Origin of the sequence: Paracoccus sp. (in: a-proteobacteria), assembly GCF_046462195.1 — a bacterium.
Classification (GTDB): domain Bacteria; phylum Pseudomonadota; class Alphaproteobacteria; order Rhodobacterales; family Rhodobacteraceae; genus Paracoccus.
This window is the reverse complement of sequence record NZ_JBKGUN010000063.1, coordinates 12,521-35,530: the sequence shown is the minus strand read 5'-3', so window position 1 is coordinate 35,530 and position 23,010 is coordinate 12,521. Positions and strand designations below refer to the sequence as shown.

The 23,010-nt window shown below is 64.4% G+C and carries 21 protein-coding genes; 11 read left to right on the top strand and 10 right to left on the bottom strand.

Annotation, left to right across the window (positions count from 1 at the left end; translation table 11 throughout):
- Both bamA and ACLHHB_RS04380 read left to right on the top strand, forming a co-directional pair.
- Positions 1–1,739 (top strand): outer membrane protein assembly factor BamA (gene bamA / locus ACLHHB_RS04385; RefSeq protein WP_410217069.1); only part of this gene is annotated, 1,739 nt, incomplete at its 5' end.
- Positions 1,739–2,434, top strand: a complete 696-nt coding sequence (locus ACLHHB_RS04380; RefSeq protein ID WP_410217068.1) for an OmpH family outer membrane protein — start codon at positions 1,739–1,741, stop codon at positions 2,432–2,434. The genes bamA and ACLHHB_RS04380, both read left to right, overlap by 1 nt.
- On the opposite strand, the gene ACLHHB_RS04375 is transcribed toward ACLHHB_RS04380, so the two are convergent.
- Both ACLHHB_RS04375 and ACLHHB_RS04370 read right to left on the bottom strand, forming a co-directional pair.
- The gene (locus ACLHHB_RS04375; RefSeq protein WP_410217067.1) at positions 2,393–3,331 is read right to left on the bottom strand and encodes a nucleoside hydrolase; all 939 of its coding nucleotides are present in this window, start codon (positions 3,329–3,331) and stop codon (positions 2,393–2,395) included. The two genes, ACLHHB_RS04380 and ACLHHB_RS04375, sit on opposite strands and share 42 nt — an antisense overlap.
- A gap of 125 nt (positions 3,332–3,456) precedes the next feature.
- Entirely contained in the window at positions 3,457–4,455 is a 999-nt protein-coding gene (locus ACLHHB_RS04370; RefSeq protein WP_410217066.1) for a Fe(3+) ABC transporter substrate-binding protein, read from the bottom strand.
- Positions 4,456–4,581: 126 nt separating this feature from the next.
- Between ACLHHB_RS04370 and ACLHHB_RS04365 the strand changes: the two genes are divergently transcribed.
- A complete protein-coding gene (locus ACLHHB_RS04365) occupies positions 4,582–6,390 on the top strand; it encodes an ABC-F family ATP-binding cassette domain-containing protein (RefSeq protein WP_410217065.1) in 1,809 nt (602 codons plus the stop codon).
- Here the strand turns inward: ACLHHB_RS04365 and ACLHHB_RS04360 are convergent, their stop codons facing one another.
- The gene (locus tag ACLHHB_RS04360; RefSeq protein ID WP_410217064.1) at positions 6,391–7,362 is read right to left on the bottom strand and encodes a putative zinc-binding metallopeptidase; all 972 of its coding nucleotides are present in this window, start codon (positions 7,360–7,362) and stop codon (positions 6,391–6,393) included.
- Between the two features lie 253 nt (positions 7,363–7,615).
- Between ACLHHB_RS04360 and rplU the strand changes: the two genes are divergently transcribed.
- The 4 genes from rplU (at position 7,616) to ACLHHB_RS04340 (ending at position 10,084) form a co-directional block, all read left to right on the top strand.
- Positions 7,616–7,996: a 50S ribosomal protein L21 gene (rplU, locus tag ACLHHB_RS04355; protein ID WP_410217063.1), complete on the top strand. Its 381-nt coding sequence runs from the start codon at positions 7,616–7,618 to the stop codon at positions 7,994–7,996.
- Between the two features lie 12 nt (positions 7,997–8,008).
- Entirely contained in the window at positions 8,009–8,281 is a 273-nt protein-coding gene (rpmA, locus tag ACLHHB_RS04350) for a 50S ribosomal protein L27 (protein WP_410217062.1), read from the top strand.
- Between the two features lie 165 nt (positions 8,282–8,446).
- The gene (locus ACLHHB_RS04345; protein WP_410217070.1) at positions 8,447–8,971 is read left to right on the top strand and encodes a GNAT family N-acetyltransferase; all 525 of its coding nucleotides are present in this window, start codon (positions 8,447–8,449) and stop codon (positions 8,969–8,971) included.
- Between the two features lie 102 nt (positions 8,972–9,073).
- Complete coding sequence (locus tag ACLHHB_RS04340) at positions 9,074–10,084, top strand: LLM class flavin-dependent oxidoreductase (RefSeq protein WP_410217061.1); 1,011 nt, start codon at positions 9,074–9,076, stop codon at positions 10,082–10,084.
- A gap of 502 nt (positions 10,085–10,586) precedes the next feature.
- Here ACLHHB_RS04340 and ACLHHB_RS04335 read toward each other — a convergent pair.
- Positions 10,587–11,231 (bottom strand): calcium-binding protein, encoded by a 645-nt coding sequence (locus tag ACLHHB_RS04335; protein ID WP_410217060.1) that lies wholly within the window; start codon positions 11,229–11,231, stop codon positions 10,587–10,589.
- A 128-nt stretch (positions 11,232–11,359) separates the two neighbouring features.
- Complete coding sequence (locus tag ACLHHB_RS04330; protein WP_410217059.1) at positions 11,360–12,667, bottom strand: sigma-70 family RNA polymerase sigma factor; 1,308 nt, start codon at positions 12,665–12,667, stop codon at positions 11,360–11,362.
- A 191-nt stretch (positions 12,668–12,858) separates the two neighbouring features.
- Here ACLHHB_RS04330 and ACLHHB_RS04325 point away from each other — a divergent pair, with 191 nt between their 5' ends.
- Complete coding sequence (locus ACLHHB_RS04325; protein ID WP_410217058.1) at positions 12,859–14,205, top strand: S8 family serine peptidase; 1,347 nt, start codon at positions 12,859–12,861, stop codon at positions 14,203–14,205.
- On the opposite strand, the gene ACLHHB_RS04320 is transcribed toward ACLHHB_RS04325, so the two are convergent.
- Together ACLHHB_RS04320 and ACLHHB_RS04315 are read right to left on the bottom strand one after the other, a co-directional pair.
- Positions 14,196–15,551, bottom strand: a complete 1,356-nt coding sequence (locus tag ACLHHB_RS04320) for a DUF2254 domain-containing protein (protein WP_410217057.1) — start codon at positions 15,549–15,551, stop codon at positions 14,196–14,198. The two genes, ACLHHB_RS04325 and ACLHHB_RS04320, sit on opposite strands and share 10 nt — an antisense overlap.
- A gap of 292 nt (positions 15,552–15,843) precedes the next feature.
- On the bottom strand, positions 15,844–17,232 hold the full coding sequence (locus ACLHHB_RS04315) for a dicarboxylate/amino acid:cation symporter (RefSeq protein WP_410217056.1): 1,389 nt from the start codon (positions 17,230–17,232) through the stop codon (positions 15,844–15,846).
- Between the two features lie 187 nt (positions 17,233–17,419).
- Here ACLHHB_RS04315 and ACLHHB_RS04310 point away from each other — a divergent pair, with 187 nt between their 5' ends.
- Genes ACLHHB_RS04310 through ACLHHB_RS04300 form a run of 3 tightly spaced genes read left to right on the top strand, consistent with a single transcriptional unit; the run spans position 17,420 to position 20,417 of the window.
- A complete protein-coding gene (locus tag ACLHHB_RS04310) occupies positions 17,420–18,364 on the top strand; it encodes a cache domain-containing protein (RefSeq protein ID WP_410217055.1) in 945 nt (314 codons plus the stop codon).
- Positions 18,361–19,095: a sensor histidine kinase gene (locus tag ACLHHB_RS04305; RefSeq protein ID WP_410217054.1), complete on the top strand. Its 735-nt coding sequence runs from the start codon at positions 18,361–18,363 to the stop codon at positions 19,093–19,095. Before ACLHHB_RS04310 ends, ACLHHB_RS04305 begins: the two co-directional genes overlap by 4 nt.
- Positions 19,092–20,417: a sigma-54-dependent transcriptional regulator gene (locus ACLHHB_RS04300; protein ID WP_410217053.1), complete on the top strand. Its 1,326-nt coding sequence runs from the start codon at positions 19,092–19,094 to the stop codon at positions 20,415–20,417. The genes ACLHHB_RS04305 and ACLHHB_RS04300 overlap by 4 nt, the downstream gene beginning before the upstream one ends.
- Before the next feature lie 131 nt (positions 20,418–20,548).
- Here the strand turns inward: ACLHHB_RS04300 and ACLHHB_RS04295 are convergent, their stop codons facing one another.
- The 3 genes from ACLHHB_RS04295 to ACLHHB_RS04285 form a co-directional block, all read right to left on the bottom strand.
- On the bottom strand, positions 20,549–20,752 hold the full coding sequence (locus tag ACLHHB_RS04295; protein ID WP_410217052.1) for a hypothetical protein: 204 nt from the start codon (positions 20,750–20,752) through the stop codon (positions 20,549–20,551).
- Between the two features lie 292 nt (positions 20,753–21,044).
- Entirely contained in the window at positions 21,045–21,419 is a 375-nt protein-coding gene (locus tag ACLHHB_RS04290) for a hypothetical protein (RefSeq protein WP_410217051.1), read from the bottom strand.
- Between the two features lie 785 nt (positions 21,420–22,204).
- The gene (locus ACLHHB_RS04285) at positions 22,205–22,951 is read right to left on the bottom strand and encodes a Bax inhibitor-1/YccA family protein (protein ID WP_410217050.1); all 747 of its coding nucleotides are present in this window, start codon (positions 22,949–22,951) and stop codon (positions 22,205–22,207) included.
- Positions 22,952–23,010: the final 59 nt, after the last annotated feature.

The following is a 23,010-nucleotide window of genomic DNA, read 5'->3' as shown; positions in this document are numbered from 1 at the left end:
CCGGCAACCGCGCCTTTTCGGACCGCCGGTTGCGCAACGTCCTGCAGACCAAGCAGGCGGGCCTGTTACGCACCTTCATCCGCCGCGACACCTTTGCGCCCGAACGGATCCCGCTGGACGAGCGCCTGTTGACCGATTTCTACCGGTCGCGCGGTTATGCCGATTTCAAGGTTCAGGCCATCGCGCCCGAGATCGCGCGCGAACGCGACGCGTTCTTCATCACCTTCAACATCCAGGAAGGGCCGCGTTACCGCTTTGGCCGGGTCGAGACGATTTCCGAGATCCCCGGCGTCGATGCGGCAGTCTTTGCGGAACAGAACCGGGTGCGCCGGGGCGAGGTCTACAACCCGTCCTCCGTGGACACCACCATCCGCCGGATGGAGACGGTGGCCCTGCAGCGGGGACTGAATTTCGTCAACATCGAGCCGCGCATCACCCGCAACCCCCAGAACCAGACGCTGGACCTGGTCTATGCCCTGACCCGCGGACAGCGGATCTTTGTGGAGCGCATCGACATCGAGGGCAACACCACGACGCTGGACGAGGTGATCCGCCGCCAGTTCAACTCGGTCGAGGGTGATCCCTTCAACCCGCGCGAAATTCGCAACTCGGCCGAACGCATCCGGGCGCTCGGTTATTTCGGCGATGCGCAGGTCGAGACGCGTCAGGGCAGCGGTCCCGACCAGGTCATCGTCGGCGTCGCCGTCGAGGAGCAGCCAACCGGATCGCTGTCTTTCGGTGCGTCTTACGGCGTCAATTCGGGCATCGGCCTCAACGCATCGCTGACGGAACAGAATTTCTTGGGGCGCGGGCAGACGCTGGGGTTGCAGATCTCGACTGCCAGTGGCGACAGGGCGGCTGGCATCAACTTCATCGAGCCCTTTTTCCTGGGCCGGGACCTGCGCTTCGGCTTTGCCGCCAACTACAACGAGACCGAGAGCCTGAATTCGGACTATGACACCCGCTCGATCCGGGTGCAGCCGTCGATCGAGTTTCCCGTGTCCGAGAACGCCCGGCTGGAGCTGCGCTATCGCATTGCCGAGGACGCCCTGAGCAGCGTGCCAGAGGACAGTTCGGCGCTGCTGATTGCCGAGGAAGGAACACGCATCACCTCGGCCTTCGGTTACAGCTTCAACTGGGATTCGCGCCGCACTGGGCTGGACCCGCTGACGGCCTATCGGTTCCGCTTCTCGCAGGACATCGCGGGCGCGGGCGGGGACACCAAGACGGTGACCAGCACCATGCTGGCCGGCGTCGAGAGCACGGCCTGGCGCGACGAGGTCACCCTGCGGGGCGAATTCGAGGCCGGAGCCATCAATGCTTATGGAGATTATTCGACCTGGATCCTGGACCGTTTCCGCACCGGCAACCGTGTCCGCGGATTCGAGTCTAACGGCCTGGGCCCGCGTGATCTGGCGGCCGAAAACGAGGACGCGCTTGGCGGCAACTATTACTGGGCGGCACGCGCCGAAGCACAGTTCCCCGTAGGCCTGCCCGAGGAATACGGCATATCCGGCGGACTTTTTGCCGATGTCGGGTCACTCTGGGGGCTGGACCAGCGTATCGGTACGGATGGGGTGGCAGTGGACGACAGCATGTATGTCCGTGCGGCCGTTGGCGCCTCGATCTTCTGGACCACGCCGATCGGGCCGTTGCGCTTCAACTTCTCCAAAGCCGTGCGCAAGGAAGATTACGACCTGGAGCAGAACTTCGACCTGACCATCCAGACGCAGTTCTGATGATCCGGACGGCAAGCGTTCTTGGCCTGCTGCTGTCCTTGGCGCTGCCCGCCGGGGCCCAGCAAGGCGGGGATGCCCTTTCCCCTGACATTCCGGGGATTGAGCCCGTGCCGCCGGCGGTACCGTTGCCCAACAACACCATTGCCTCGCCCGGCGCCGTGCAGGCATCGCCCCTGCTGACGCTGGACCAGGACACCCTTTACCTTTCTTCCGAATGGGGCAAGCGCCTCCAAGCGCAACTGGAGGAAGAGGGCGAGGTCATCGCGGCCGAGAATGAGCGTCTGACCGAGCTTCTTTCGGCCGAAGAGGCGCAACTGACCGAACAGCGGGCGACGCTGGATGCCGCCGAATTCCGGCGCATGGCCGAAAGCTTTGACATTCGCGCCACCGAGATACGCCGGGAACGGGCCCAGGCCGTGCAGGACCTGAACGCCTGGGCCGATGCAGACCGCGCCGCGTTCTTTCGCGCCGCCCTGCCGGTGATGGGACAGGTGATGCAGGAACGGGGCGCGGTGGCGGTTCTGGACCGGCGCACCGTGTTCGTCTCGCTCGACGTCATCGACGTCACCGACGACTTGATCGAGGCCTTGAACGAGCGGGTGGGCGACGGGGCGGGCGCCGTGGCCTTGCCCGAAGCCAAGGAAACGATGCCGTCAGGGCAGTCGGGCGATCCGGTCGCTGAGCAGGGCGAATAGAGCGTCGCGGTCGACATCGTTGATGAACAGTGCATTCGGCGCCCGGCCGCTGACGCGCCACCAGTCCGCGACCGTCATGCCGCTGGTCCACCGTCCTTCCGTCTCGATCTCGACATTGATCTCGCGCCCCTTGAACAGGTCTGGTGACAGCAGCCAGGCAATCGTACAGGGGTCGTGCAGAGGGGCCCCCAGGCTGCCGTATTTTTCCTTGTCGAAGCGCTCGAAAAAGTCGGTCCAGCCAGCCACCGCGGCACCGCAGCGCCCCGGCAGGGCACGCAGCGCATCGATCCATTCGCGGCTGGTCAACGCCTTGTGGGTCACGTCAAGCGGCATGACGACCAGTGGCACGCCCGCAGTAAAGACTTCGGCTGCGGCTTCAGGGTCGACATAGATGTTGAATTCGGCGGCCGGCGTGATGTTGCCCACCTCGAAATAGGCGCCCCCCATCAGCACGATCCGCTGCACGCGGCCGATGATGTCAGGGGCGCGGCGAAACGCCTCGGCGATGTTGGTCAGCGGGCCGATGGGAACAAGGGTGACGGACCCCGCAGGTTCGTTCCGCAGGGTCTGGATGATGAACTCGACGCCGTGCTGTTCCTGCAGCGGCAGCGTGGGGTCGGGCAGGTCGATGCCGTCAAGGCCCGTCTTGCCGTGCACATGCTCGGCCGTGGTCAGGGAACGCGTCAAGGGCCGGTCGCAGCCCGCAAAGACCGGCACATCGGTCCGGCCCGCCAGTTCCACCACCTTTCGGGCATTCACCTGGGTCAGATCCAGGGGCACGTTGCCCGCAACGGCAACAACGCCCAACACGTCGATTTCGGGCGAGGCGAGTGCCAGAAGGATGGCCACGGCGTCGTCCTGACCGGGATCGGTATCGATGATGATTCTGTGCGCCATGATCTGCCTGCCTGTGTTTGCGCGACATTTGCGCATCATGCAAAAAGGCGCAAGCCATTGCCTGCGCCCTTCATCTTGTTGACAAATCCGGGTGCAGGGGCTGGCCTCCGCACCCCCTGATCCGATCAGCCGTCGAAGTTGACGCGCTCGATCAGGTCCAGAGCCTGCGGGCGCAGGTCCGAAATCTTGGCCAGGGTCAGGCTGTCGGGCGTGAAGTCACCCCAGCTTGCCACCAGTTCGGAGCGTTCGACCCCTTCCTTGACCGGAAACTCGTTGTTGGTTTCGGCATAAATGCGCTGCGCCTCGTCGCTGACCAGGAACTGCATCAGCTGCAGGGCTTCGTCGCGGTTTGGCGCCGCGCTGGTCATCGCCATTCCCGAAACGTTCACATGGGTGCCGCCATCCTGAAAGGTCGGGAAGACGATGCGAACGGATTCCGCCCATTCCTTTTGCTCGGGATCCTTCAGCATCGCGCCCATGTAATAGGTGTTGCCGATGCTGATGTCGCATTCGCCGGCCCAGATCGACTTCACCTGGTCACGGTCGCCGCCTTCGGGGCTCTTGGCCAGGTTCGACTTGAGGCCTTCCAGCCATGCCACCGTTTCTTCCTCGCCGTGATGGGCCAGGAAGGCAGCGGTCAGCGCGACGTTGTAGTCGTTGGTGAAGCTGCGGGTGCAGATGCGGCCCTTCCACTTCGGATCGGCCAGATCCTCATAGGTGGTCACGTCGCCATCGGCCACGCGATCCTTGCTGGCGTAGACGATGCGGGCGCGGGTGGTCAGTGCGAACCACTGGTTCTCGTCGTCGCGCAGTTCGGCCGGGATGACGTCCAGTGCCTCGTCCTCGACCGCCTGCAGGACGCCTGCGTCCTTGACCTCACCCAAGCGCGCCACGTCCACCGTCAGCACCAGGTCGGCGGGCGACCGGCTGCCCTCGGCCTGCAGACGCTCAACCATGCCCTTGTCGACAAAGGCCACGTTCACGTCGATCCCGGTTTCCGCGGTGAAGGCGTCGATCAAAGGCTGGATCAGTTCAGGCTGGCGGTGGGAATAAACGTTCACCTCCTGGGCCAGGGCGGGCATTGCGGTGGCACCCATCAGCGCGGCAAGGATCAGAGGACGCATTTTGACTCCTTTGGTCAGAATTTCATCGGGTTTTGGCAATTCCGAGAAAACTTGTCAATCATTTCCATGTCGGCTTGTGATGCGGGACGGATTGACCGCCCTGCGGCCGCAGGCTAGGGCGCCATCATGGCACGCACACCCCTTTTGCAACTCTCCGAAATCTCGCTGACCTATGGCGGCGATCCCATCTTTGACGGACTGTCGCTGACCGTCCAGCCGGGCGACCGCGTCGCGCTGGTCGGGCGCAACGGGTCGGGCAAATCGACGCTGATGAAGGTCATGGCCGGATTCGTCGAACCCGACCGGGGCGAGGTCGTCCTGTCGGCCGGCGTTTCGACCGGATACATGGAGCAGGACCCGGACCTGTCGGGCTTTGACACGCTGGGCGACTTTGCCCGCGACGGCCTGCCCGAAGGCGAGGGTTACCGCGTCGACATGGCCGCCGAGGGGCTGAAGTTCGACCCCGACCGTCCCGTGGCGACTGCATCCGGAGGAGAGCGGCGGCGCGCGGCCCTGGCGCGCCTGTTGGCACAGGCGCCCGAGCTGATGCTGCTGGACGAACCGACGAACCATCTGGACATCCAGGCCATCGGTTGGCTGGAAGAGCATCTGTCCCAGACCCGCGCGGGATTTGTGCTGATCAGCCACGACCGTGCCTTTCTGCGCCGCCTGACCAGGGCGACGCTGTGGATCGACCGCGGCCAGGTCCGCCGGCAGGAGCGCGGCTTCGAGGGTTTCGAAGACTGGCGCGAGGCCACATGGGCCGCCGAGGATGACGCCCGCCACAAGCTGGATCGCAAGATCAAGGCCGAGGCGCGCTGGGCCGTCGAAGGGATCAGCGCGCGGCGCAAGCGCAACCAAGGGCGCGTGCGTGCCCTGGCGGCATTGCGCGACGAGCGCAGCGCGCAGATCCGCCGCCAAGGCACGGCCGCGATGGCGCTGGATTCCGGGCCGCAATCCGGCAAGAAGGTGATCGAGGCCAAGGGGGTCACCAAGTCCTTTGGTGACCGGATGATCCTGCGGCCGTTCGATTTGCGCATCCAGCGGGGTGACCGCATCGCGTTTGTGGGCCCGAACGGCGCGGGCAAGACGACGCTGATCAAGATGCTGACCGGAGAGATCGCACCTGACGAGGGAGCGGTGACGCTGGGCACCAATCTGGAAATCGCGGTCTTTGACCAGGCGCGGGCGGCGCTGAACCCGGACCAGACGCTGTGGGAATCGTTGACCGGCGATCCCGACATGCGGGTGTCTGGACGTGCGGATCAGGTGATGGTGCGCGGCACGCCCAAGCATGTCGTGGCCTATCTCAAGGATTTCCTGTTCGACGATGCGCAGGCGCGGGCGCCCGTGCGCAGCCTGTCAGGAGGCGAAAAGGCGCGTCTGCTGCTGGCGCGGCTGATGGCCCGGCCCTCGAACCTGCTGGTGATGGACGAACCGACCAACGATCTGGATGTCGAGACGCTGGACCTGTTGCAGGATCTGCTGGGCGAATATGACGGGACCGTGCTGCTGGTCAGCCACGACCGCGACTTCATCGACCGTGTGGCCGACACAACGGTCGCGATGGAGGGTGACGGGCGTGCCACTGTTTATGCCGGCGGCTGGAGCGATTATCAGGCGCAGCGCGGGCAGGTCGAGGAGGTGGAGCCGCAGGCCGCCTCTGCCCGGACCGCGCCCGCCACGGCCGAAAAGCCCAAGGAAGCGCGTTCGGGTCTCAGCTTTACCGAAAAGCACCGGCTGGAGGCGCTGCCCGGCATCATCGCGCGGCTGGAGGCCGAGATTGCCAAGCTGTCCGAGTTCCTGTCTGAGCCCGATCTGTTCACGACAGCCCCGGCCAAGTTCCAGAAGGCCAGCCTTGCCCTGAGCGAGCGCCAGGCCGCCTTGGCCGATGCCGAGGAGGAATGGCTGCTGCTGGAGGAAAAGGCCGGCTGATCAGGCGCCGCGCGACAGGTGTTCGCGCAGCCAGCCATGGGCAAAGGCGATCTTGTCGCGTACCGGAGGCGTCAGCACAAACGGGTACAGGTCGCCGTTGTCCAGCGCGCGGTTGATGTCGTTCACGGCAATGATCACCTCGGCCGCGATGTTCATCAGCCGGTATGTGCCGGCCTCGTCATAGGGCCGGAAGTCGGCGGGAACGCCCGGCATGGTCAGGCCCGTGCTGACGAAACTGTCCGCGACATCGACCAGATGCAGCAGGTGGGCCACCGTTTCCGCCCAGTCTTCGTGCGGATGGGCGGTGGCATAGCTGGTGATGAAGTCGTCTCCCGGCTCTCGGGGCTGGGCGTAATGGCGGCGCAGGGCCTCGGCATAGTTGGCGCGCTCGTCCCCGAATATCTGCCGGAAGGCTGGCTGGAAATCGCCCGAGGCGGACAGGCGGTCGAACAGGAAATGCGCCAGTTCGTGCCGGAAATGGCCCACCATCGACCGGTATTGTTCCCCCATGTCACGCTGCCGCTGGAGGCGGATCAGCTCGTCCGCCTCGGTCACGTTGATGGTGATCTCGCCCGCCGCGTGGCCCATGGTGATCTTCTGTGTGCGGCCGCCGGTGTCCTCGGACAGCATCAGGAAACGCGGGCGACGGCCCGGATCGGCCTCGGTGAACCAGCCCCAATGCGACAGGTTGGCCAGAACCCATCGCTTGGCCCGCTCCGCCCCCGCAAGCAGCCGCTGGTTGTCGCCCACATGCATGACCGGCACGACCTGCGACATTGCACAGGACCGGCAGAGCGCACCGGACGAGGCCGAGCGCCAGTTGCATCCGATCGCCGTCCGGTTGGAGCAGGTCGGCACCCCGACGGTCATGGCCATCGCTTCCGGGTCGTAGACAAGTTCGGCCCCGCAGGTGCAGGAAAGATTGTGGAAATAGGCGCGCGAGCCGCATTGCGGACAGCTGAAGCGTTGCATGGGGATATGACGTCCTGTGGCTGGCAGGATACAAGCAGGGCCGGGGGCTTCGGGTTCCGCAGCCATCGTGGCGGGGCTTGACTTGCAGGCCCGGATAGGCCACATGCAGCCCACCGGCGGGGCATGCGCCCCAGGCTGGTCAATTGTTTTTCATGACACCCGATGCAAGGGTGCGCTGTCCGAAGGCGGGTTCATCCCGGGAACTCCGGTCAAGACCGGGGCCGCAGGACGCGGTTGTTGAAGGAAGAAAGCGATGTTCGCGGTTCTGAAAACTGGCGGCAAGCAGTACAAGGTGCAGGCAGGCGATGTCCTGCGCGTCGAAAAGCTGAATGCCGCGGCTGGCGAAACTGTCCAGTTCAATGATGTCCTGATGGTCGGCAGCACCTTGGGTGCTCCGCTGGTCGCCGGCGCCTGCGTGCAGGCCGAAGTGATCGACCAGATCAAGGCCGACAAGGTCATCACCTATGTCAAGCGTCGCCGCAAGCACAGCTCGCAGCGGACCCGCGGTCATCGTCAGCAGCTGACGCTGCTGCGCGTCACCGACGTGCTGGAGCAGGGCGCCGACAATACCGGCGTCAAGGTTGCCACCGGCGCGCGCACGAAACAACCGGCCCAAGACGCCGCTGAAGCCTAAGGAGAACGACCCATGGCACATAAGAAAGCAGGCGGTTCCTCCCGCAACGGTCGCGATTCTGCCGGCCGCCGCCTTGGCGTGAAGCTGTTCGGCGGCCAAGCCGCCATCGCGGGCAACATCATTGCTCGGCAGCGCGGCACCACCTGGTGGCCGGGCACGAATGTCGGCATGGGCAAGGATCACACCCTGTTCGCGCTGACCGACGGCCACGTCACCTTCAAGAAAGGCCTCAAGGGCCGCACGTTCATTTCGGTAGTTCCTGCCAGCCTCGAAGCAGCCGAGTAACCCGAGCGTAACGTTTCGATGTTAAGGGGGATCGGTGCAAGCCGGTCCCCCAAACCGTTTTGTTGTTTTCATTGTCCGACCATTTTCCGGGGAGGGAACATGGTGATGTCTGCACCGATGAGAGAGGGAAACCGTCTGGATGACCTCAGGACCGACGACGCGGCCATGTCGCGTCAGCCCGTGATTCCGACGGAACGGTTCGTTCTGCGCCCGCTGCGTCCGTCGGACGCCGGGATGATCGCCCATTACACCGCTGATCGGCGTGTCGCCGAGGGAACGCGTGCCATTCCGCACCCGCTGCCCAAGGGCGCTTCCGAGAGCTTTGTCGCGCGTGCGCTGGCCGCGGACCGCACCGAGGACGTCTGGGCCATTGACGGATCCCAGCACAAGCTGGCCGAACTGCTGGGCGTTGTCTCCCTGACCCGCATGGAGGGTGACCAATCCGAACTGGGCTTCTGGATCGGTGCCGGCTTCTGGAACACGGGCTTTGCGACCGAGGCTGTCGCGGCAATCGTGGCGGCCAATCCGCATGGCGCGCGGACGCTGTTCGCCGAAGCGTTTCAGGACAATCCGGGATCGGCTCGTGTGCTGACCAACTGCGGCTTCGTGTATCTGGGCGATGCCGAAAGCTGGTCCGTGGCCCGCGACGCCCGCGTGCCGACCTGGACCTATCTGCGCCGGATGTCCTGAAGGGAAGGGACCCTTCGCGAAAGCCGTCGGGTCCCGGCGATATTTGACCTGTGAAAAACGCTGTGTCATTGCAATAACGGGCGGGCCGCCTAGATCCTGTTCATGACACAGCATCTTCCATACTCCCTCCTTGACCTGTCGCCGGTGCCTGAGGGCAGCACGGCACAGGATGCCATTCGCAACACGATCGACCTTGCCCGCCATGCCGAGGGCTGGGGCTATCACCGGTTCTGGCTGGCCGAGCACCACAACATGCCGGGGATCGCCAGTGCCGCGACGGCCGTCCTGATCGGGCTGGTGGCACAGGCGACCCGCACCATTCGCGTGGGCGCGGGCGGCATCATGCTGCCCAACCACGCGCCCCTGACCGTGGCCGAAGCCTTTGGCACCCTGGCCACCGCCTTTCCGGATCGCATCGACCTGGGACTGGGCCGTGCACCCGGGGGCGACGGAGCAGTGATCCGCGCCCTGCGCCGGGATCCGATGGCGGACACCTTTCCGCAGGATGTGGTCGAGCTTCTGGATTACTTGGGTCCCGAACGTCCCGCCGCGGCCGTGCGGGCCCTGCCGGGCGAGGACACGAACGTGCCGGTCTGGATTTTGGGCAGCAGCCTCTTTGGTGCACAGTTGGCGGCGCATCTGGGCCTGCCCTATGCCTTTGCCAGCCACTTCGCCCCTGACGAGCTTGAGCGTGCCTTGCAGCTTTACCGCGAGCGGTTCCGTCCTTCGCCCTGGGGGCAGAAACCTTATGCCATTTTGGCCGCCAATGTCTTTGCCGCCGATGATCCGGGCGAGGCTGCCTATCTGCGTACCACGATGCAGCTGGCCTTCGCGCGGTTGCGGACGGGCATGCCGGGCAAGCTGCCGGCCCCGGTTCGGGACATCGATGCCGAGATCGGCGCCTCCGTCCGGCAGGCCGTGGACCGCGCATTGCGGATCAGCGCCGTGGGCAGCCAGTCCGAGGTTCAGGATCAACTTGCGCAGCTTGTCGAAACCTATCGTCCTGACGAACTGATCCTGACGGGCCAGATCCACGACCACAAGGCGCGCCTGCGCAGCTTTGAACTGGCGGCACAGGCGGCATCTGCCTTGCAGATCAAACACGCCGCCTGAGCGCCCTACAAAGTTGGAAAGAAGGCCCCGTCGATTCCTGCCGGGGCCTTTTGCTTGTCTCGGTTAGGCATTCGCCGCGTGGCTTTCTTCGATCGCAGATCGAAGCCGGTGGTGCAGACGCGGCGAGTTGAACCGCCGCATCGGGACCGTCCGAAACGGTCGCTCATGCATAGCCTGATCAGTCTGCCATGACACGAGCAACGGCACGGCAGGTAGGTCGAACTCCAGAAAATCGGCCGCTTGCCGTGCGCCACCTCAATCGTTTTCGATCATCATGACGCAGGGTTTGGGCTTTTGCATTATCGGCGAACTGCAAAACCCGATCGGCGTAGGTTCTTCGCCTCAAGGTTTTCAGGCCGTACGAGCCAACTGATTTTTCAGATAGCGAGGTTCGCTGATCGCGGTCGCGTTACCAGAGGAAGTCTTCCGCGTTCATCTGCCCGAGGCGGAAATCCTCGATGACGAGGCTGTTCTGACCCAGGCTGATCACGACATCCGAGCCCTACTGGCTTGCCACCTCGCGGATGCTGCCAAAGCCCGTGATCCTGCCAAAGAAGGACAGGTCGATCTGGTCATCGCCATTCTCGAAGTCGGTGACACGGTCCCGTCCACCATTGAAGACAAAGCGGTCTGCTCCTTCGCCACCGGTCAGGGTGTCATTGCCTGCCCCGCCATTCAGCGTGTCATTGCCCTCGCCCGCGCGCAAGCGGTCATGGCCGCCGCCAGCCACCAACAGGTCGTCCCCTTCGCCTCCGCTCAGGATGTCATTGCCGCCATTCGAGAAGATGCGGTCATTGCCCTCTCCGCCGTTGATCGTGTCTCGGCCGTTGCCGGCGTTGAGGGTATCATCACCTTCGCCGCCAATGACGCGATTGTTGCCGCCCCCCGCCCATACGGCGTCGTTGCCCTCGCCGGCAAAGATCCGGTCGTTGCCGACATTGGCCCAGATGCGGTCGTTGCCATCGCCCCCATAGACCAGGTTGCTGCCAAGGCCGGCCCAGATGAAGTCATTCCCTTCGCCGCCATCGATGGTGTCATTGCCTGCGAAGCCCTGCAGGCGGTCATCACCCGAGCGTCCATGGATGAGGTCCGCCACATTCGTGCCGTTCAGGCGGTTGTCGTCGTCGTTGCCGATCAGTCGTGCCATGATAGGATCTCCGTTCCAGATGAGGCGTCCCGCAGTGCAGGCTCGCAAATCGACGCCGATCCCCGCGAGGCCGGACAGGTGCGTCAGCGTGGTGCTCCTGTCCCCCTGATAACGCATGGTTCGGGGGTTTATTCTCCGGCACTGCAATTTTTTGTGGCCGATGCTGCGGCAGGAAGAAAATGCGTGTGGCGCGGCTGGTCGTCCCGCTTTCTTTTGCGGCGGATCAGGGGGCGAGGGCGGCGGCTTCGTCTTCGGACGAGAGAGGCGCACTGGCGCCGATCTGGGCCAGAAACGCGTCCAGCGCCTCCGTCTCTGCGGAGGCTGGCTGATAGGACCGGCTCAAGCGCGAGAGCGAAGCGTTCTTTGAAGAATGCTGACGCATCATCAGGGCAAAAGACCGAAAGCCCTGCATCTGCCTCGCGTGAGGTCTCAATTTCACGGCAAAAGGAGCCGGTGCCGGTCCGGAAGCTGGCGACCATCGTCATGTCGGTGCCGTCCTCCAGTAGCGTGCCTTGGCCCGAAGGCAGGTTGGCCAGCGCCGCCTGCAGTTCTTCGGTCCCACTGTCGTCCGCGAACAGCCACCAGCCAAGGCCCATAACTGCCAGAACCAGCCCGGCCGCCAGCGCCGCCCAAGGCGCCCGGGTCAGATTCGGCCCGTGCGGGACAGGCCGCTGAACGCTGGCGGCGCGGATGCGTGCGATCAGCGCCGCGTCGGCGGGATGGGCGGCAGCGTCCTCGCGCGCCAGCGTTTCCAGAACGTCTCTTGTGCGACGAAATCGGGCCAGCCGCTCCTGCGCTTCGGGATCATTTCCGATCGCGGCTTCGACGGAGCGTACCTTGCCTGCCTCCAGTTCTCCGTCGGCCAAGGCCATCAAGGTGATGTCGTCGATGCTCACGTTACGCCTTCCTTGCCGCAGGCTGCTGTTCTGACACTGACAGGGCAGGTTTCGTTTTATTCCCAGAGCATCCGCTAGGGCCACCCTTGCCCGCGACAGGCGGCTCATGACCGTCCCCTTGGGCACGCCAAGCACTTCGGCCGCTTCGGCATGGCTGAGCCCATCGATGCAGACCAGCGTCAGGACTTCGGCCTGATCGACCGGCAGCCGGACTATGGCCGCCTGTGTCGCCTGCAGCATCAGGCGCATCTCGGTGACGGCAACGCCGTCCGCGGACAGGATGTCGGGATTCTCGACCAAATCCACGCGCGTCCCTTTGGTCCGCTGGCGGGTCACGTCGATAAAGGCATTGCGGGTGATCCGGAACAGCCAGGGCTGCAGCCGTTGCGCCGGATCGTGACTGGCCGCATGGAAAATGGCACATTCGACCGTTGTCTGGACCAAGTCATCCGCCAAGTCCGGTCGCCGCGCCAAGGACAGGGCATAACGGCGCAGATGGGGCAGAAGTCGGATCAAGGCCTCGCCAAATGCCGCATCCATGAGCTGTGCCTGGCCTCTGCCGCATTTTTCTCGGGGATAATGGAAAGCATCGGACGTCGTTGCCCAGACACCATATCCGACTGAGACTCCGATAAGCAGATTTGCTCTTTTCCTGCTGCTGGCCGCGCTGATGGTGCCGCTGCAGCCGTGCCTGCATCCGGACGGGCTGACACTGATTGCGCAGGCGGCGGATGACCACGATGATGACGGCGACGACGATGACCGCCCGGTGCGGGTTCAGCCCCGACGGGCGGCGGTCGCACCAGTGCCGCTGCCGCAGCGTGCCGAACGAGATCATCGCGCGCGCTCTGTCGGAGGCCGATCTGGCGCTGCTTGCGGCCCAAGGATTTAAGCAGGTCGAGCGGCGTGCGCTGTCGGGCGGAGACAGCCTGCACCGGCTGCGCAATCCCGAACGGCTGACACTGGAGGCGGCACGGACGGTTGTTCGGGCAGGCGCTGCCACTGCGGACTTCAACCATCATTATCGAACCGAACAGGGCGCGGCCGCAGGGGTACCCTGTTCCGGCGGGCTGTGCCTGGTCCGGCAGGTCATCGGCTGGCCTCCTGCCGCGACCTGCGGCGGCCTGCCCCGGATCGGAATGGTAGACACGGGTGTCAATGCCGCTCATGCGACCTTCGCGGAGGCGCGGCTGCGGCTGCACAGCCTCGATCCGGCAGCGGCGCGGGATCAGGGCACCGCATCGGATGCAGCGCACGGAACGGCGTTAGTGGCGCTGCTGGTCGGGGACCCGGCCAGCCGCAGCCCGGGACTGGTGCCCGGGGCCGAGCTGGTGGCGGTCGATGCCTTTGTCCGCATCAGGGGTGACCAGCGCAGTGATGCCTTTGCCCTCATCACAGCTCTGGACTGGCTGGCGGGGCAGGACGTGCAACTGATCAACCTGTCCTTGGCCGGTCCGCCCAGTGACGCGCTGGCCCGGCAGATCGAGGCGCTGGTCGCGCGCGACATCCTGATCATTGCGGCAGCGGGCAATGCAGGTCCGCGTGCGGCCCCGGCCTATCCCGGGGCTTATGACGATGTGCTGGCGGTCACCGTTGTCGACCGGCGCAAGCAGGTTTATCGCCGTGCGGGGGGCGGGCCGCATGTGGACCTGTCTGCACCGGGGGTTGATGTCTGGACCGCCGCATCGGTCGAGGGCGCGCGGACCAGGACGGGAACCTCCTATGCCGCGCCCTTCGTGACGGCGGCGGCGCTGTGGCTGCGGACCGAGTCAGACCTGTCCCCCGCCGAACTGACCCGGCGCCTGACCACCGGGACGGATGTTCCGGGCGCCGCCGGTCGCGATCCCGTCTTCGGCGCAGACCTTCTGGCCCCCCGTCCTGCGGGTCCGCGAGCCGGCATGGTTCCGACATCGCCGCCGCCGTGCCCACGTCACCTCGATCCGAATGACCAGCGATCCCTGCGCAACGCAGCCGCCGTGACGGGAAACACCATTTCATCCGCCTGGAGCAGGCTGGTTTTGGTCAGAATGGGTGGCGGATCATGGACTGCGCTGGAACGGCGGAATGGTCAGGCCTGATGCCGCACGGTGCATGGCTCTAGGGCGTCCATCGCCCATTCGGCATGCTGCTCCACATCCTTGAGGTCGGCTTGGTTGGAAACCTCGCGGCGCGCGTCTTCGAGAATGGCGTGAACCTGGTCCCTCAGCGCTTCGCGCTGTTCGTCGGAACGAACGCAATAGCTCATGGCCCTGAACGCTTTCAGCAGGTGAATGAGGATGAGCGGCTTGTCGGCGCCATTCTGGCGGATCTGGCTGAACGACGCATTCAGCAGGCCAGCATGGGTGGAACGGGGACAGATCAGCCGCAAACAAGCATTGTCATCGTAAAAGACGCCGGGAGGAACCGACCGCTCCATCATGTGAGGCCAGGATGCCGACAGCCGGTGGATGACCGAAACGGCGGTGTAGGGATCATTGATGCCCGGAGACAATGCCCGCACGGCAACCTCGACCAGGTGGCGGATCGAGAATTCGAGATCCTGCACGGGCGTTCGGTGGGTTCCCAGCGTGATCGACCCGGAAACCAGGGCCGCAAGTTCGGGCGTGGCGCGTTCGGCAGGATAGATGCCGAATGCCCTGCCGTTCCGGATGGCGAAATCGCCTGCCCGCAGGTACAGGCCGATCAGGACGTCATGGGCCTGTGCCGCATCGACGATCCGCTGGAACTCGATGGCCTGAACATATCCCGATGTTCCGATATCTGAAAGCGCGGCCTTTTGGTCGAAGTCGTCGGGCAGTGCCTGTTCGGGATCGTCGGTCCGGTCCAGCGGAGGCAGTTCACGGACGCCTTGGTCCAGCTCACGTCCGACAGCCTCGATCAGCGTTTCCGACATGATCGAGGTCGCCAGTTCATGGATATAAAGGATCAGCAGGACGACGCTGACGACCGTCAGACCGATCGCGATCGTGACCGACAGATAGGCATTGGAATCCTCGTTGCCCCCCGGACCAATGGAGGCCAGCAGCAGCAGGCAATACAGGATGGTCATCACGAAGGTGCCCAGCACGAACTGCGTCTGCAGGCGCCCCATGAAGTTGCGGACCAGCCGTGGCCCGAACTGACCCGCGGCGAGGGTCAGAACGACCATGGTGATCGAGAACACCAGGCTGGCCATCGTTATGATCGATGTCAGGATCGTCGACAGCAGGTCGCGCGCCTGGCCGGGGTCGCTGACATAGATCATGGGGAAAAAGCTGTTGTCCGGTCCCTGACCCAGCCAGTCGTCCATCCGCAGTGCGCCAAAGGTCAGAGCCGGGGCAATGACAGCCAGGATGGCGGGAAGAAACCACAGGCTGGTGCGCACCGAGTCCCAAAGCGCACGTGCCGCATTGCGGCTGGAGACAAGTTTTCCCGCTCGTGTCATCGTGTTAGCTCTCCGCAATGCCTCGTGATCCGCACCCAGCTGTCAGTGCCGAATGCGTCGTTTTGTTGTCCAAAGAGGGCCTTGTCATCACGCAAAGGGATGCGACATGGCCTTTTCGTCGGGAATGTAACTTCCTTCGGTGATGGTGGTTCAGCGACCGGTGCAATGGCCGTGACGGCATCTTTTGCGGGAACGGTCGCGGCAGCAACGGATGCATTGCCTGACGAAAGGAGAGCGCGCATGCCAAAGGCGCCGGTTGTGCCGGCGCCTTTACTCGTTGCGGTCGCTGTCTTCAGTCGGCGCTGCGTTCACCTAGATGCAGGCCGGCGGGAGCGAGAGACAGATCCCCCACAGGCGCGGCGCTGCCGACGGGACGGCCCTCCAGCGCGGCATTGAACTGGTCGCGGTCCAGCGCGCCCTGCCAGCGGCTGACCACCACGGTTGCCACGGCATTGCCGATGAAGTTCGTGACCGAGCGGCATTCCGACATGAAGCGGTCGACGCCCAGGATCAGCGCCATGCCGGCAACCGGAACTGTCGGCACCACCGACAGGGTGGCCGCCAGCGTGATGAAACCGGCGCCGGTGACGCCCGCGGCACCTTTGGACGACAGCATGGCAACCAGCAGCAGCAGGACCTGCTGTTGCAGCGACAGGTCCGTGTTGGTAGCCTGGGCGATGAACAGGGCGGCCAGTGTCATGTAGATGTTGGTGCCGTCCAGGTTGAAGGAATAGCCCGTCGGCACGACCAGACCCACCACGGGGCGGGCGCAGCCGGCCTTTTCCATCTTTTCCATCAGCGAAGGCAGGGCGGATTCCGAGGAAGAGGTGCCCAGAACCAGCAGGATCTCGGCCTTGAGATACGAGATCAGCTTGAAGATCGAGAAGCCGTTGACCATGCAGACGGTGCCCAGGACCACGATCACGAAAACTGCGGAGGTCAGGTAGAACGTGCCGACCAGGGCTGCCAGGTTCACGACCGATCCGATGCCGTACTTGCCGATGGTGAAGGCAAAGGCGCCAAAGGCGCCGATGGGAGCGGCCTTCATCAGGATATCGACGACGCGGAAGATGGCAAAGCTGGCCGACTCCAGGACGTTCAGCACGGGGCGTGCCTTGTCGCCGATCATGATCATGCCGATGCCGAACAGGATGGCGACGAACAGGACCTGCAGGATGTTGCCTTCGACAAAGGCCGAAACCAGCGTCGTCGGGATGACGTCCATGAGGAACCCGGTCAGCGAGGTTTCATGCGCCTTTTCGGCATAGGTGCTGATGGTGCTAGCATCCAGCGTGGCGGGGTCGATGTTCATCCCGCGGCCGGGCTGAATCACGTTGGCCACGATCAGGCCCACGATCAGGGCCAGGGTCGAGAAGGTCAGGAAATAGGCAAAGGCCTTGCCGACGACCGAGCCGACGCCGCGCAGCGTGCCCATGCCGGCAAGACCGGTCACGATGGTCAGGAAGATGACCGGGGCGATGATCATCTTGACCAGCTTGATGAATGCGTCGCCAAGCGGCTTCAGCGCTTCGCCGGTCTGGGGGTAGAAATGGCCGATCATGGCGCCAAGAACGATGGCGAAAATGACCTGCACATAAAGATGGGCGTAAAAGGGTTTGGGAGCGGGCGCATGGGCCTGCGCGGCGGTGTTGAACTGCATCTGGTCTCCTCCGACCTGCATGTGTCGATCCTGTGACGATCAGCATAGGCAGGACGCCGCGAATGCCGAGAAGCGAAATGCATGGCTGCAATGCATTGATTTCATGGCTTTCCCCTGCTGGAGTCGCCTGCTTCATGTGTGGTTTTCCGCACAAGCGGATGGTGCTAATGTGGAAAACGAAACAGGTTCAGGCAGAGGCGTCAGACGGATGGCAAACGTGGCAGCGGTCACGGCGGCGGATGATTCGAGACAGCCATTTCGCTGGGTGGCGGTCCTTGCTTTGCTGGTCGCGGCGCTGATGATCCCTTTTGCCTCGTATCGGTTGACACGGGATGCGGCCTTGGCACGGCTGGACGATGCGGCCGCCGTTGCCGCGCAAACCCGGGCGCTGGCGTTGGACAGTCTTCTGGACCAGCAGCGTGCGGTGGCCGCGGTGCTGGCGGTCGATCAGCAGGTGATCGACGCGCTGCAGGGCGGCGACGCCGTTGCCGATGATGCGGTCTCCGCCAAGCTGGACCTGCTGCGGGACGAAACGCAAAGCAACGTCATCTATCTGCTGGACCTGTCGGGGCGGGCCATCGCGGCCTCGAACTGGGACCAGCCGTTCAGTTTCGTGGGCTATGACTATGGCTTCCGCGACTATTTTCGTCAGGCGCTGGAGCAGGGAACCGGGCAGGAATATGCGCTAGGCACGGTCAGCGGTCGTCCGGGCCTTTATCTGGCACATGACGTCCGGGAAGGGGGGCGGGTTCTGGGTGTCATTGTCGTGAAGGTCGAGTTCGATGCCCTTGAAGCGGCTTGGGCGCGCGATCCGGACGGTACGCATGTCGTGGACGGGCAGGGGCGGGTCATCATCTCCAGCCGATCTGACCTGCGGTTCCAGCCCCTGCCGCCTGCCGGAACCACGCGCAGTGCCGAGGCGCCGGTGCGGCGGACGGACTGGACGTTGATGGTGCGCAGCTCGGCGGCCGGAGCACAGCGGGTGGCTGTTCTGGCAGCGGGCACCGCGCTTCTGGCGACGCTGCTGCTGGGGGTGGGGATTGCACTGGTCAGTGCGCGGCTGCGGCGCGCCGCGTCCGGGCCGAGGCTGCCTATCGCGCCGATCTGGAACAGGCCGTCGAGACCCGCACCCGCGCCCTGTCCGATGAGATGAGGGAGCGTCGGGCGGCCGAACAACGGCTGGTCCAATTGCAATCGGACCTGGTGCAGGCCAACAAGCTGGCCACGCTGGGTCAGGTGACGGCAGGCTTTGCCCATGAGGTGAACCAGCCCTTGGCGACGATCCGTCTGCTGGCCGAAAACGGCCTTCTTCTTTTGCGAGACGGACCGGACATGGTGCGCGACAACTTGGGCCGCATCGTGGGCATGACCGACCGCATCGGCCAGATCACGCGCGAGCTGCGCAGCTTTTCCCGCAAGGCTACCGGAACCCTGCAGGCCGTGCCGCTCAAGGATGCGATCGACGTCTCGATGATGCTGACCGCCAGCCGCCGCAAGACCAGCGCCATGGCATTCGACCTGCCTGACCTGCCGGGCGACCTTTGCGTGCGCGCCGAGGCTGTGCGGCTCGAGCAGATCCTGGTCAACCTGTTGACCAATGCCCATGATGCGCAAGAGGGCTCGGCTGACCCGCGCATCCGGATCGAGGTTGATGCCGGTGCGGAGGAGATCCAGCTGACGATCAGCGACAACGGCCCGGGCCTGTCATCCGGGATGGCTGCGCAACTGTTCACTCCCTTTGCCACCGACAAGCCGCATGGGCTGGGCCTGGGTCTTGTCATTTCCCGCGATATCGCGCGCGACTTTGGAGGGGAACTGGTCGCACTGCCGTCTGCTCCGGACCAGGGCGCTGCGTTCCGCCTGACCCTGCCGAGGGCGACATGACCGCGCTGTTGCGTGTCCGGCTGGTCGATGACGACGATGACCTGCGCGCGGCGCAGCGCCAGACCCTGACCATCGCGGGGATCGGGGTCGAGGATTTTTCCGCCGCCGAGGCAGCCCTGACAGGCATGGACGCCGATTATCCCGGTATCGTCCTGACCGATGTGCGGATGCCCGGAATGGACGGCATCCAGCTGTTCAAGCGTTTGCACGCGATGGACCCGGACCTGCCGGTGATCCTGCTGACCGGGCATGGCGACGTGCAGATGGCGGTCACGGCCTTGCAGGACGGAGCTTACGACTTTCTGACAAAGCCCGTGGCCGCGGACCGTCTGGTGGCGTCTCTGAAGCGCGCGCTTGCGGCACGCGCCCTGGTGCTCGAAAACCGGCAACTGCGACAGTTGAACCGCGACACGGCGCTGAACCATCCGCCCCTGATGGGCGACAGCGAGGTGATGATCCATCTGCGGGACATGCTGCACCGCGTGGCCGAGACGGAAAGCGACGCCCTGATCCGGGGACCGGGCGGCGTCGGCAAATCCTTGGTGGCCCGTGCCATTCATCGTGAAGGTTCCCGCCGCGCACGCGCAATGGTGACGCTGGATTGCAGGGCGGCCGATATCGCCGGCTTTGATGCCCTTCTGACAGGGCAGGACGCTGCGCCGGGCTCGCGTCTTCCCCGCAAGCCCGGGCTCCTGGAAAGAGCACATCGCGGCGTGCTGTGCCTCGAAGGACTGCACTGCCTGCCAATGCCTCTGCAGGGCAGGCTTCTGGCCTTGGTCGAGGCCGGGGAATACTGGCCCGCCGGGGCTGCCGCGCCCCGGCCACTGGATGTGCAGATATTGGCGACTGCGGATGCGGCGGCGGCACCGGGCTCCGCACTCCATGAAGGTCTGTACTACCGGCTGTCGCGCGCCCTCCTGGACGTGCCACCCCTGACCATGCGGCGCGAGGATATCCCCGCCCTGTTTCGCCATTTTCTCCAATCCGCCGCCGGCCGGCAGTCCCGCAGCGTCCCGCCCCTGACCGAGCAGGTCATGGCACGGCTTTCGGCGCATGCCTGGCCCGGCAACCTGCGCGAACTGGAGGGCTTTGCGGAAAGCCATGTTCTGGGTCTTGGCGCAGGCGGAGTGGGCGGCGCGCCTGCGGACCGGCCCGCGCTTTCCGAACTGGTCGCGGCCTACGAGGCCGAGCTGATCCGCGATGCGCTGCGCGAGACGGGCGGAAACGCAAGCGATGCGATGATGCTTCTGGGTCTGCCGCGAAAGACCTTTTATGACAAGCTGAACCGCCACGGCATCCGGCCTTCGGATTTTCGCGCATGACCTGCCGGTTTTCATTCCCCGCCAGTTGATCCGGTCTTGGTGACATCGGGTGGTCGAGCCGGAAAGCAGGGGCTGGAGGGCTTCGGGACCGGAAAGGCCCCGAAACACGTTACGATGGCAGGGTGGCTGTCCTAGCCGAGGACCAGCATCATAGCCGCGACCGCCGCGATGCCAAGGCAGCTCCAGAGGCCGATCCAGAACCCGCGCCTGTTGTAGACCGGTGCCTCCTCGTCGCAGTTGTCGCAGCGGGCCAGGCCATAGGTCATCGCCTCGCCGCAGGCGGGACAGCGGAACCGCTGTTGTCTTTCAGCAGTGTCGTCATTCGGTTGTTGCATGGCTAGCCACCAAGGCCGGCGGCCACCGCGCCGGCCAGCATGGTGCCTGCCAGGATGGACATGATGATCAGTTTCATTTTTGGGGACGTCATGATGAACGCTCGCATTCGCGCCTGCGCCATGCCGGGCATTACCGAAGGCCGATCAGGCAACGCCGCCGGGGCCGGTCCTTGGACCTGCAGGCCAGCGGCAAAAGGATGGTGTCGGCAACGGCATCCGCTCCGTGCGGGTCGAGGCATTCACGGGTCGTGAAGGCTCCGGCCAAGGGATAAGACGCACTGGCCGTCAGCAGCTAGGCGAGCGGCGGCCCCCGGGCGCGCTGCTGGTGCAGGACCAGTTGCCTGGGCAGGCTGCGGGAATGGTCGGCATACTGCTGCCAGTGGGAACGCAGCGGCATCCGCGCTGCAGTTGCTTCGGCTGCGAGAATGGGGGGAGGAGCGGCCGAGGGCGGCTCAGTGGGCCCGATGGCTGTCAGTTTGGCCGCCAATATCGCAACCTGTGCCGGACGGGCCGCGTATAACAGCTGCGCGGGGGTCTGCCCTGCGCCCTGATGGTCGCGCGAGAGCAGGTCCTTGGGCGCGGGTGCAAAGGCACCAAGCTGCAACAGCCCGATCAGGACGATCGAGAGGCGCAACAACCTCAGGGCTGAAATCGCACGTGCATGCATGGCCAGAACAGTGGCTTTTGCTGCAGGCCAGGGCAAGGGCTCAGCTCACCTGACCGATCATATTCCTGCACAAGGAGGCAGATGCGAGCACATAGCACGATGGCTGCGAGCCGCCAGCCTCATGGCCACGAGGTCGGGCTTACGCTCTGGGTGGCGCTTTCGGACATCGGCATCGTCTTCGGTTCGAGGCACCGGAAGGGGCGGGTGTTTGTCACGGTCTGAAGAAAGGAGGCGGCAGGATTGCGTGTCGCCAAAGGTCCGGATTTCTGCTCGTGTCGTCGGTCCGTCGAAGAGCAAAGCCATTGCCGTCTAAGGAAGTCACCCAAGGTTTTGTCCGGAGGATCTGCATGCTTACGGTTGGCTGTGGGACGAGCATTGGAAAAAGCGCGTTTATGAAAGAATGCCGGTCCTCGGATATCACCCGATGCAGGGAGAAGGCTCACTTTCAGGATGATGCGAAGGGTGCCCGGTCGGCGTGCTGGCCACAGACAGGGCCAAGTCGAGGACGAAACATTCGCCAGACCTTGATCATTGCAAGGCAAGGCACTGCAGGTTCAAAGAAAACAAGAGCAGCAGCCTGTAGCAAGCTTGACACCCACGCCCTCAGATCCGTGCGACGGTGCCATCGCATGAGGGTGGAAGAGGCGGCGCTTGTCGATGAGGCACAGCCAGCCGCAAGTGGCCGGTGCCTTTGGAACAGATCGGCCAGTACGCCCGGACAGAAGAAAGCCCCGCCAGCGGTCGGCTGGCGGGGCTTGATGTCAAGGTAGATGAGTCAGCCCGTGTTACTCGCGGTTGCCCATGAACTGCAGCAGGAACATGAACAGGTTCAGGAAGTCGAGATACAGGCGCAGGGCACCCATGATCGCCGACTTGCCGATGGAAGCGGCGTCCGAGCCGGCCATCTGCAGATAGGTGTTCTTGATATTCTGTGTGTCATAGGCCGTCAGACCCGCAAAGATCAGCACGCCGAGGATCGAGATCGCGAACTGCATGCCCGAGGACTGCAGGAAGATGTTCACGATCGAGGCCACGATCAGGCCGATCACGCCCATGATCAGGAAGCTGCCCCAGCCCGAGATGTCCTTCTTGGTGGTATAGCCCCACAGGGACAGGCCCGCAAACGCAATGGCCGTCACAAGAAAGGTTTGGACGATCGAGGTGCCGGTATAGACTAGGAAGATCGAGCTGATCGACAGGCCCATCAAGGCCGCAAAGGCATAAAAGACGCCGGTTGCAGCGCCGACGGACAGGCGGTTGATGGCCGCGCCGAAGGCAAACACCATCAGCAGCGGCGCGAACATGATGACCCAGCGCAGGGGCGAGGTGTAGATCGCCGCACCTAGGGCGCTCAGCTGACCATCAGGCGTCACGGCCGCTGTCGAGATGCCATAGGCGGCAACGGCGGTTACACCCATCCCGACCGCCATTAGCCCGTACACCTTGTTCATGTAGGCCCGCAGCCCCTCGTCGACGACCGCCGTGCGGCTGCCGACGCTCTGCGCGGTTCGGTACGTGTTGTAATCTGCCATCGAATGCTCCCTCTAAGACCAGCGGAGCAGCAAGCGCTCCGTTCCCTCTGAATATCGCC

Bases quoted from the DNA above. Each gene is read 5' to 3' on its own strand.
- ACLHHB_RS04340 (WP_410217061.1), top strand. From the start codon at position 9,074: ATGACACAGCATCTTCCATACTCCCTCCTTGACCTGTCGCCGGTGCCT.
- rplU (WP_410217063.1), top strand. From the start codon at position 7,616: ATGTTCGCGGTTCTGAAAACTGGCGGCAAGCAGTACAAGGTGCAGGCA.
- ACLHHB_RS04315 (WP_410217056.1), bottom strand. From the start codon at position 17,232: ATGCAGGTCGGAGGAGACCAGATGCAGTTCAACACCGCCGCGCAGGCC.
- rpmA (WP_410217062.1), top strand. From the start codon at position 8,009: ATGGCACATAAGAAAGCAGGCGGTTCCTCCCGCAACGGTCGCGATTCT.
- ACLHHB_RS04360 (WP_410217064.1), bottom strand. From the start codon at position 7,362: ATGCAACGCTTCAGCTGTCCGCAATGCGGCTCGCGCGCCTATTTCCAC.
- ACLHHB_RS04310 (WP_410217055.1), top strand. From the start codon at position 17,420: ATGGCAAACGTGGCAGCGGTCACGGCGGCGGATGATTCGAGACAGCCA.
- ACLHHB_RS04380 (WP_410217068.1), top strand. From the start codon at position 1,739: ATGATCCGGACGGCAAGCGTTCTTGGCCTGCTGCTGTCCTTGGCGCTG.
- ACLHHB_RS04290 (WP_410217051.1), bottom strand. From the start codon at position 21,419: ATGCATGCACGTGCGATTTCAGCCCTGAGGTTGTTGCGCCTCTCGATC.
- ACLHHB_RS04285 (WP_410217050.1), bottom strand. From the start codon at position 22,951: ATGGCAGATTACAACACGTACCGAACCGCGCAGAGCGTCGGCAGCCGC.
- ACLHHB_RS04300 (WP_410217053.1), top strand. From the start codon at position 19,092: ATGACCGCGCTGTTGCGTGTCCGGCTGGTCGATGACGACGATGACCTG.
- ACLHHB_RS04345 (WP_410217070.1), top strand. From the start codon at position 8,447: ATGTCGCGTCAGCCCGTGATTCCGACGGAACGGTTCGTTCTGCGCCCG.
- ACLHHB_RS04365 (WP_410217065.1), top strand. From the start codon at position 4,582: ATGGCACGCACACCCCTTTTGCAACTCTCCGAAATCTCGCTGACCTAT.
- ACLHHB_RS04305 (WP_410217054.1), top strand. From the start codon at position 18,361: ATGAGGGAGCGTCGGGCGGCCGAACAACGGCTGGTCCAATTGCAATCG.
- ACLHHB_RS04295 (WP_410217052.1), bottom strand. From the start codon at position 20,752: ATGCAACAACCGAATGACGACACTGCTGAAAGACAACAGCGGTTCCGC.
- ACLHHB_RS04330 (WP_410217059.1), bottom strand. From the start codon at position 12,667: ATGGATGCGGCATTTGGCGAGGCCTTGATCCGACTTCTGCCCCATCTG.
- ACLHHB_RS04320 (WP_410217057.1), bottom strand. From the start codon at position 15,551: ATGACACGAGCGGGAAAACTTGTCTCCAGCCGCAATGCGGCACGTGCG.
- ACLHHB_RS04335 (WP_410217060.1), bottom strand. From the start codon at position 11,231: ATGGCACGACTGATCGGCAACGACGACGACAACCGCCTGAACGGCACG.
- ACLHHB_RS04370 (WP_410217066.1), bottom strand. From the start codon at position 4,455: ATGCGTCCTCTGATCCTTGCCGCGCTGATGGGTGCCACCGCAATGCCC.
- ACLHHB_RS04375 (WP_410217067.1), bottom strand. From the start codon at position 3,331: ATGGCGCACAGAATCATCATCGATACCGATCCCGGTCAGGACGACGCC.
- ACLHHB_RS04325 (WP_410217058.1), top strand. From the start codon at position 12,859: ATGACCACGATGATGACGGCGACGACGATGACCGCCCGGTGCGGGTTC.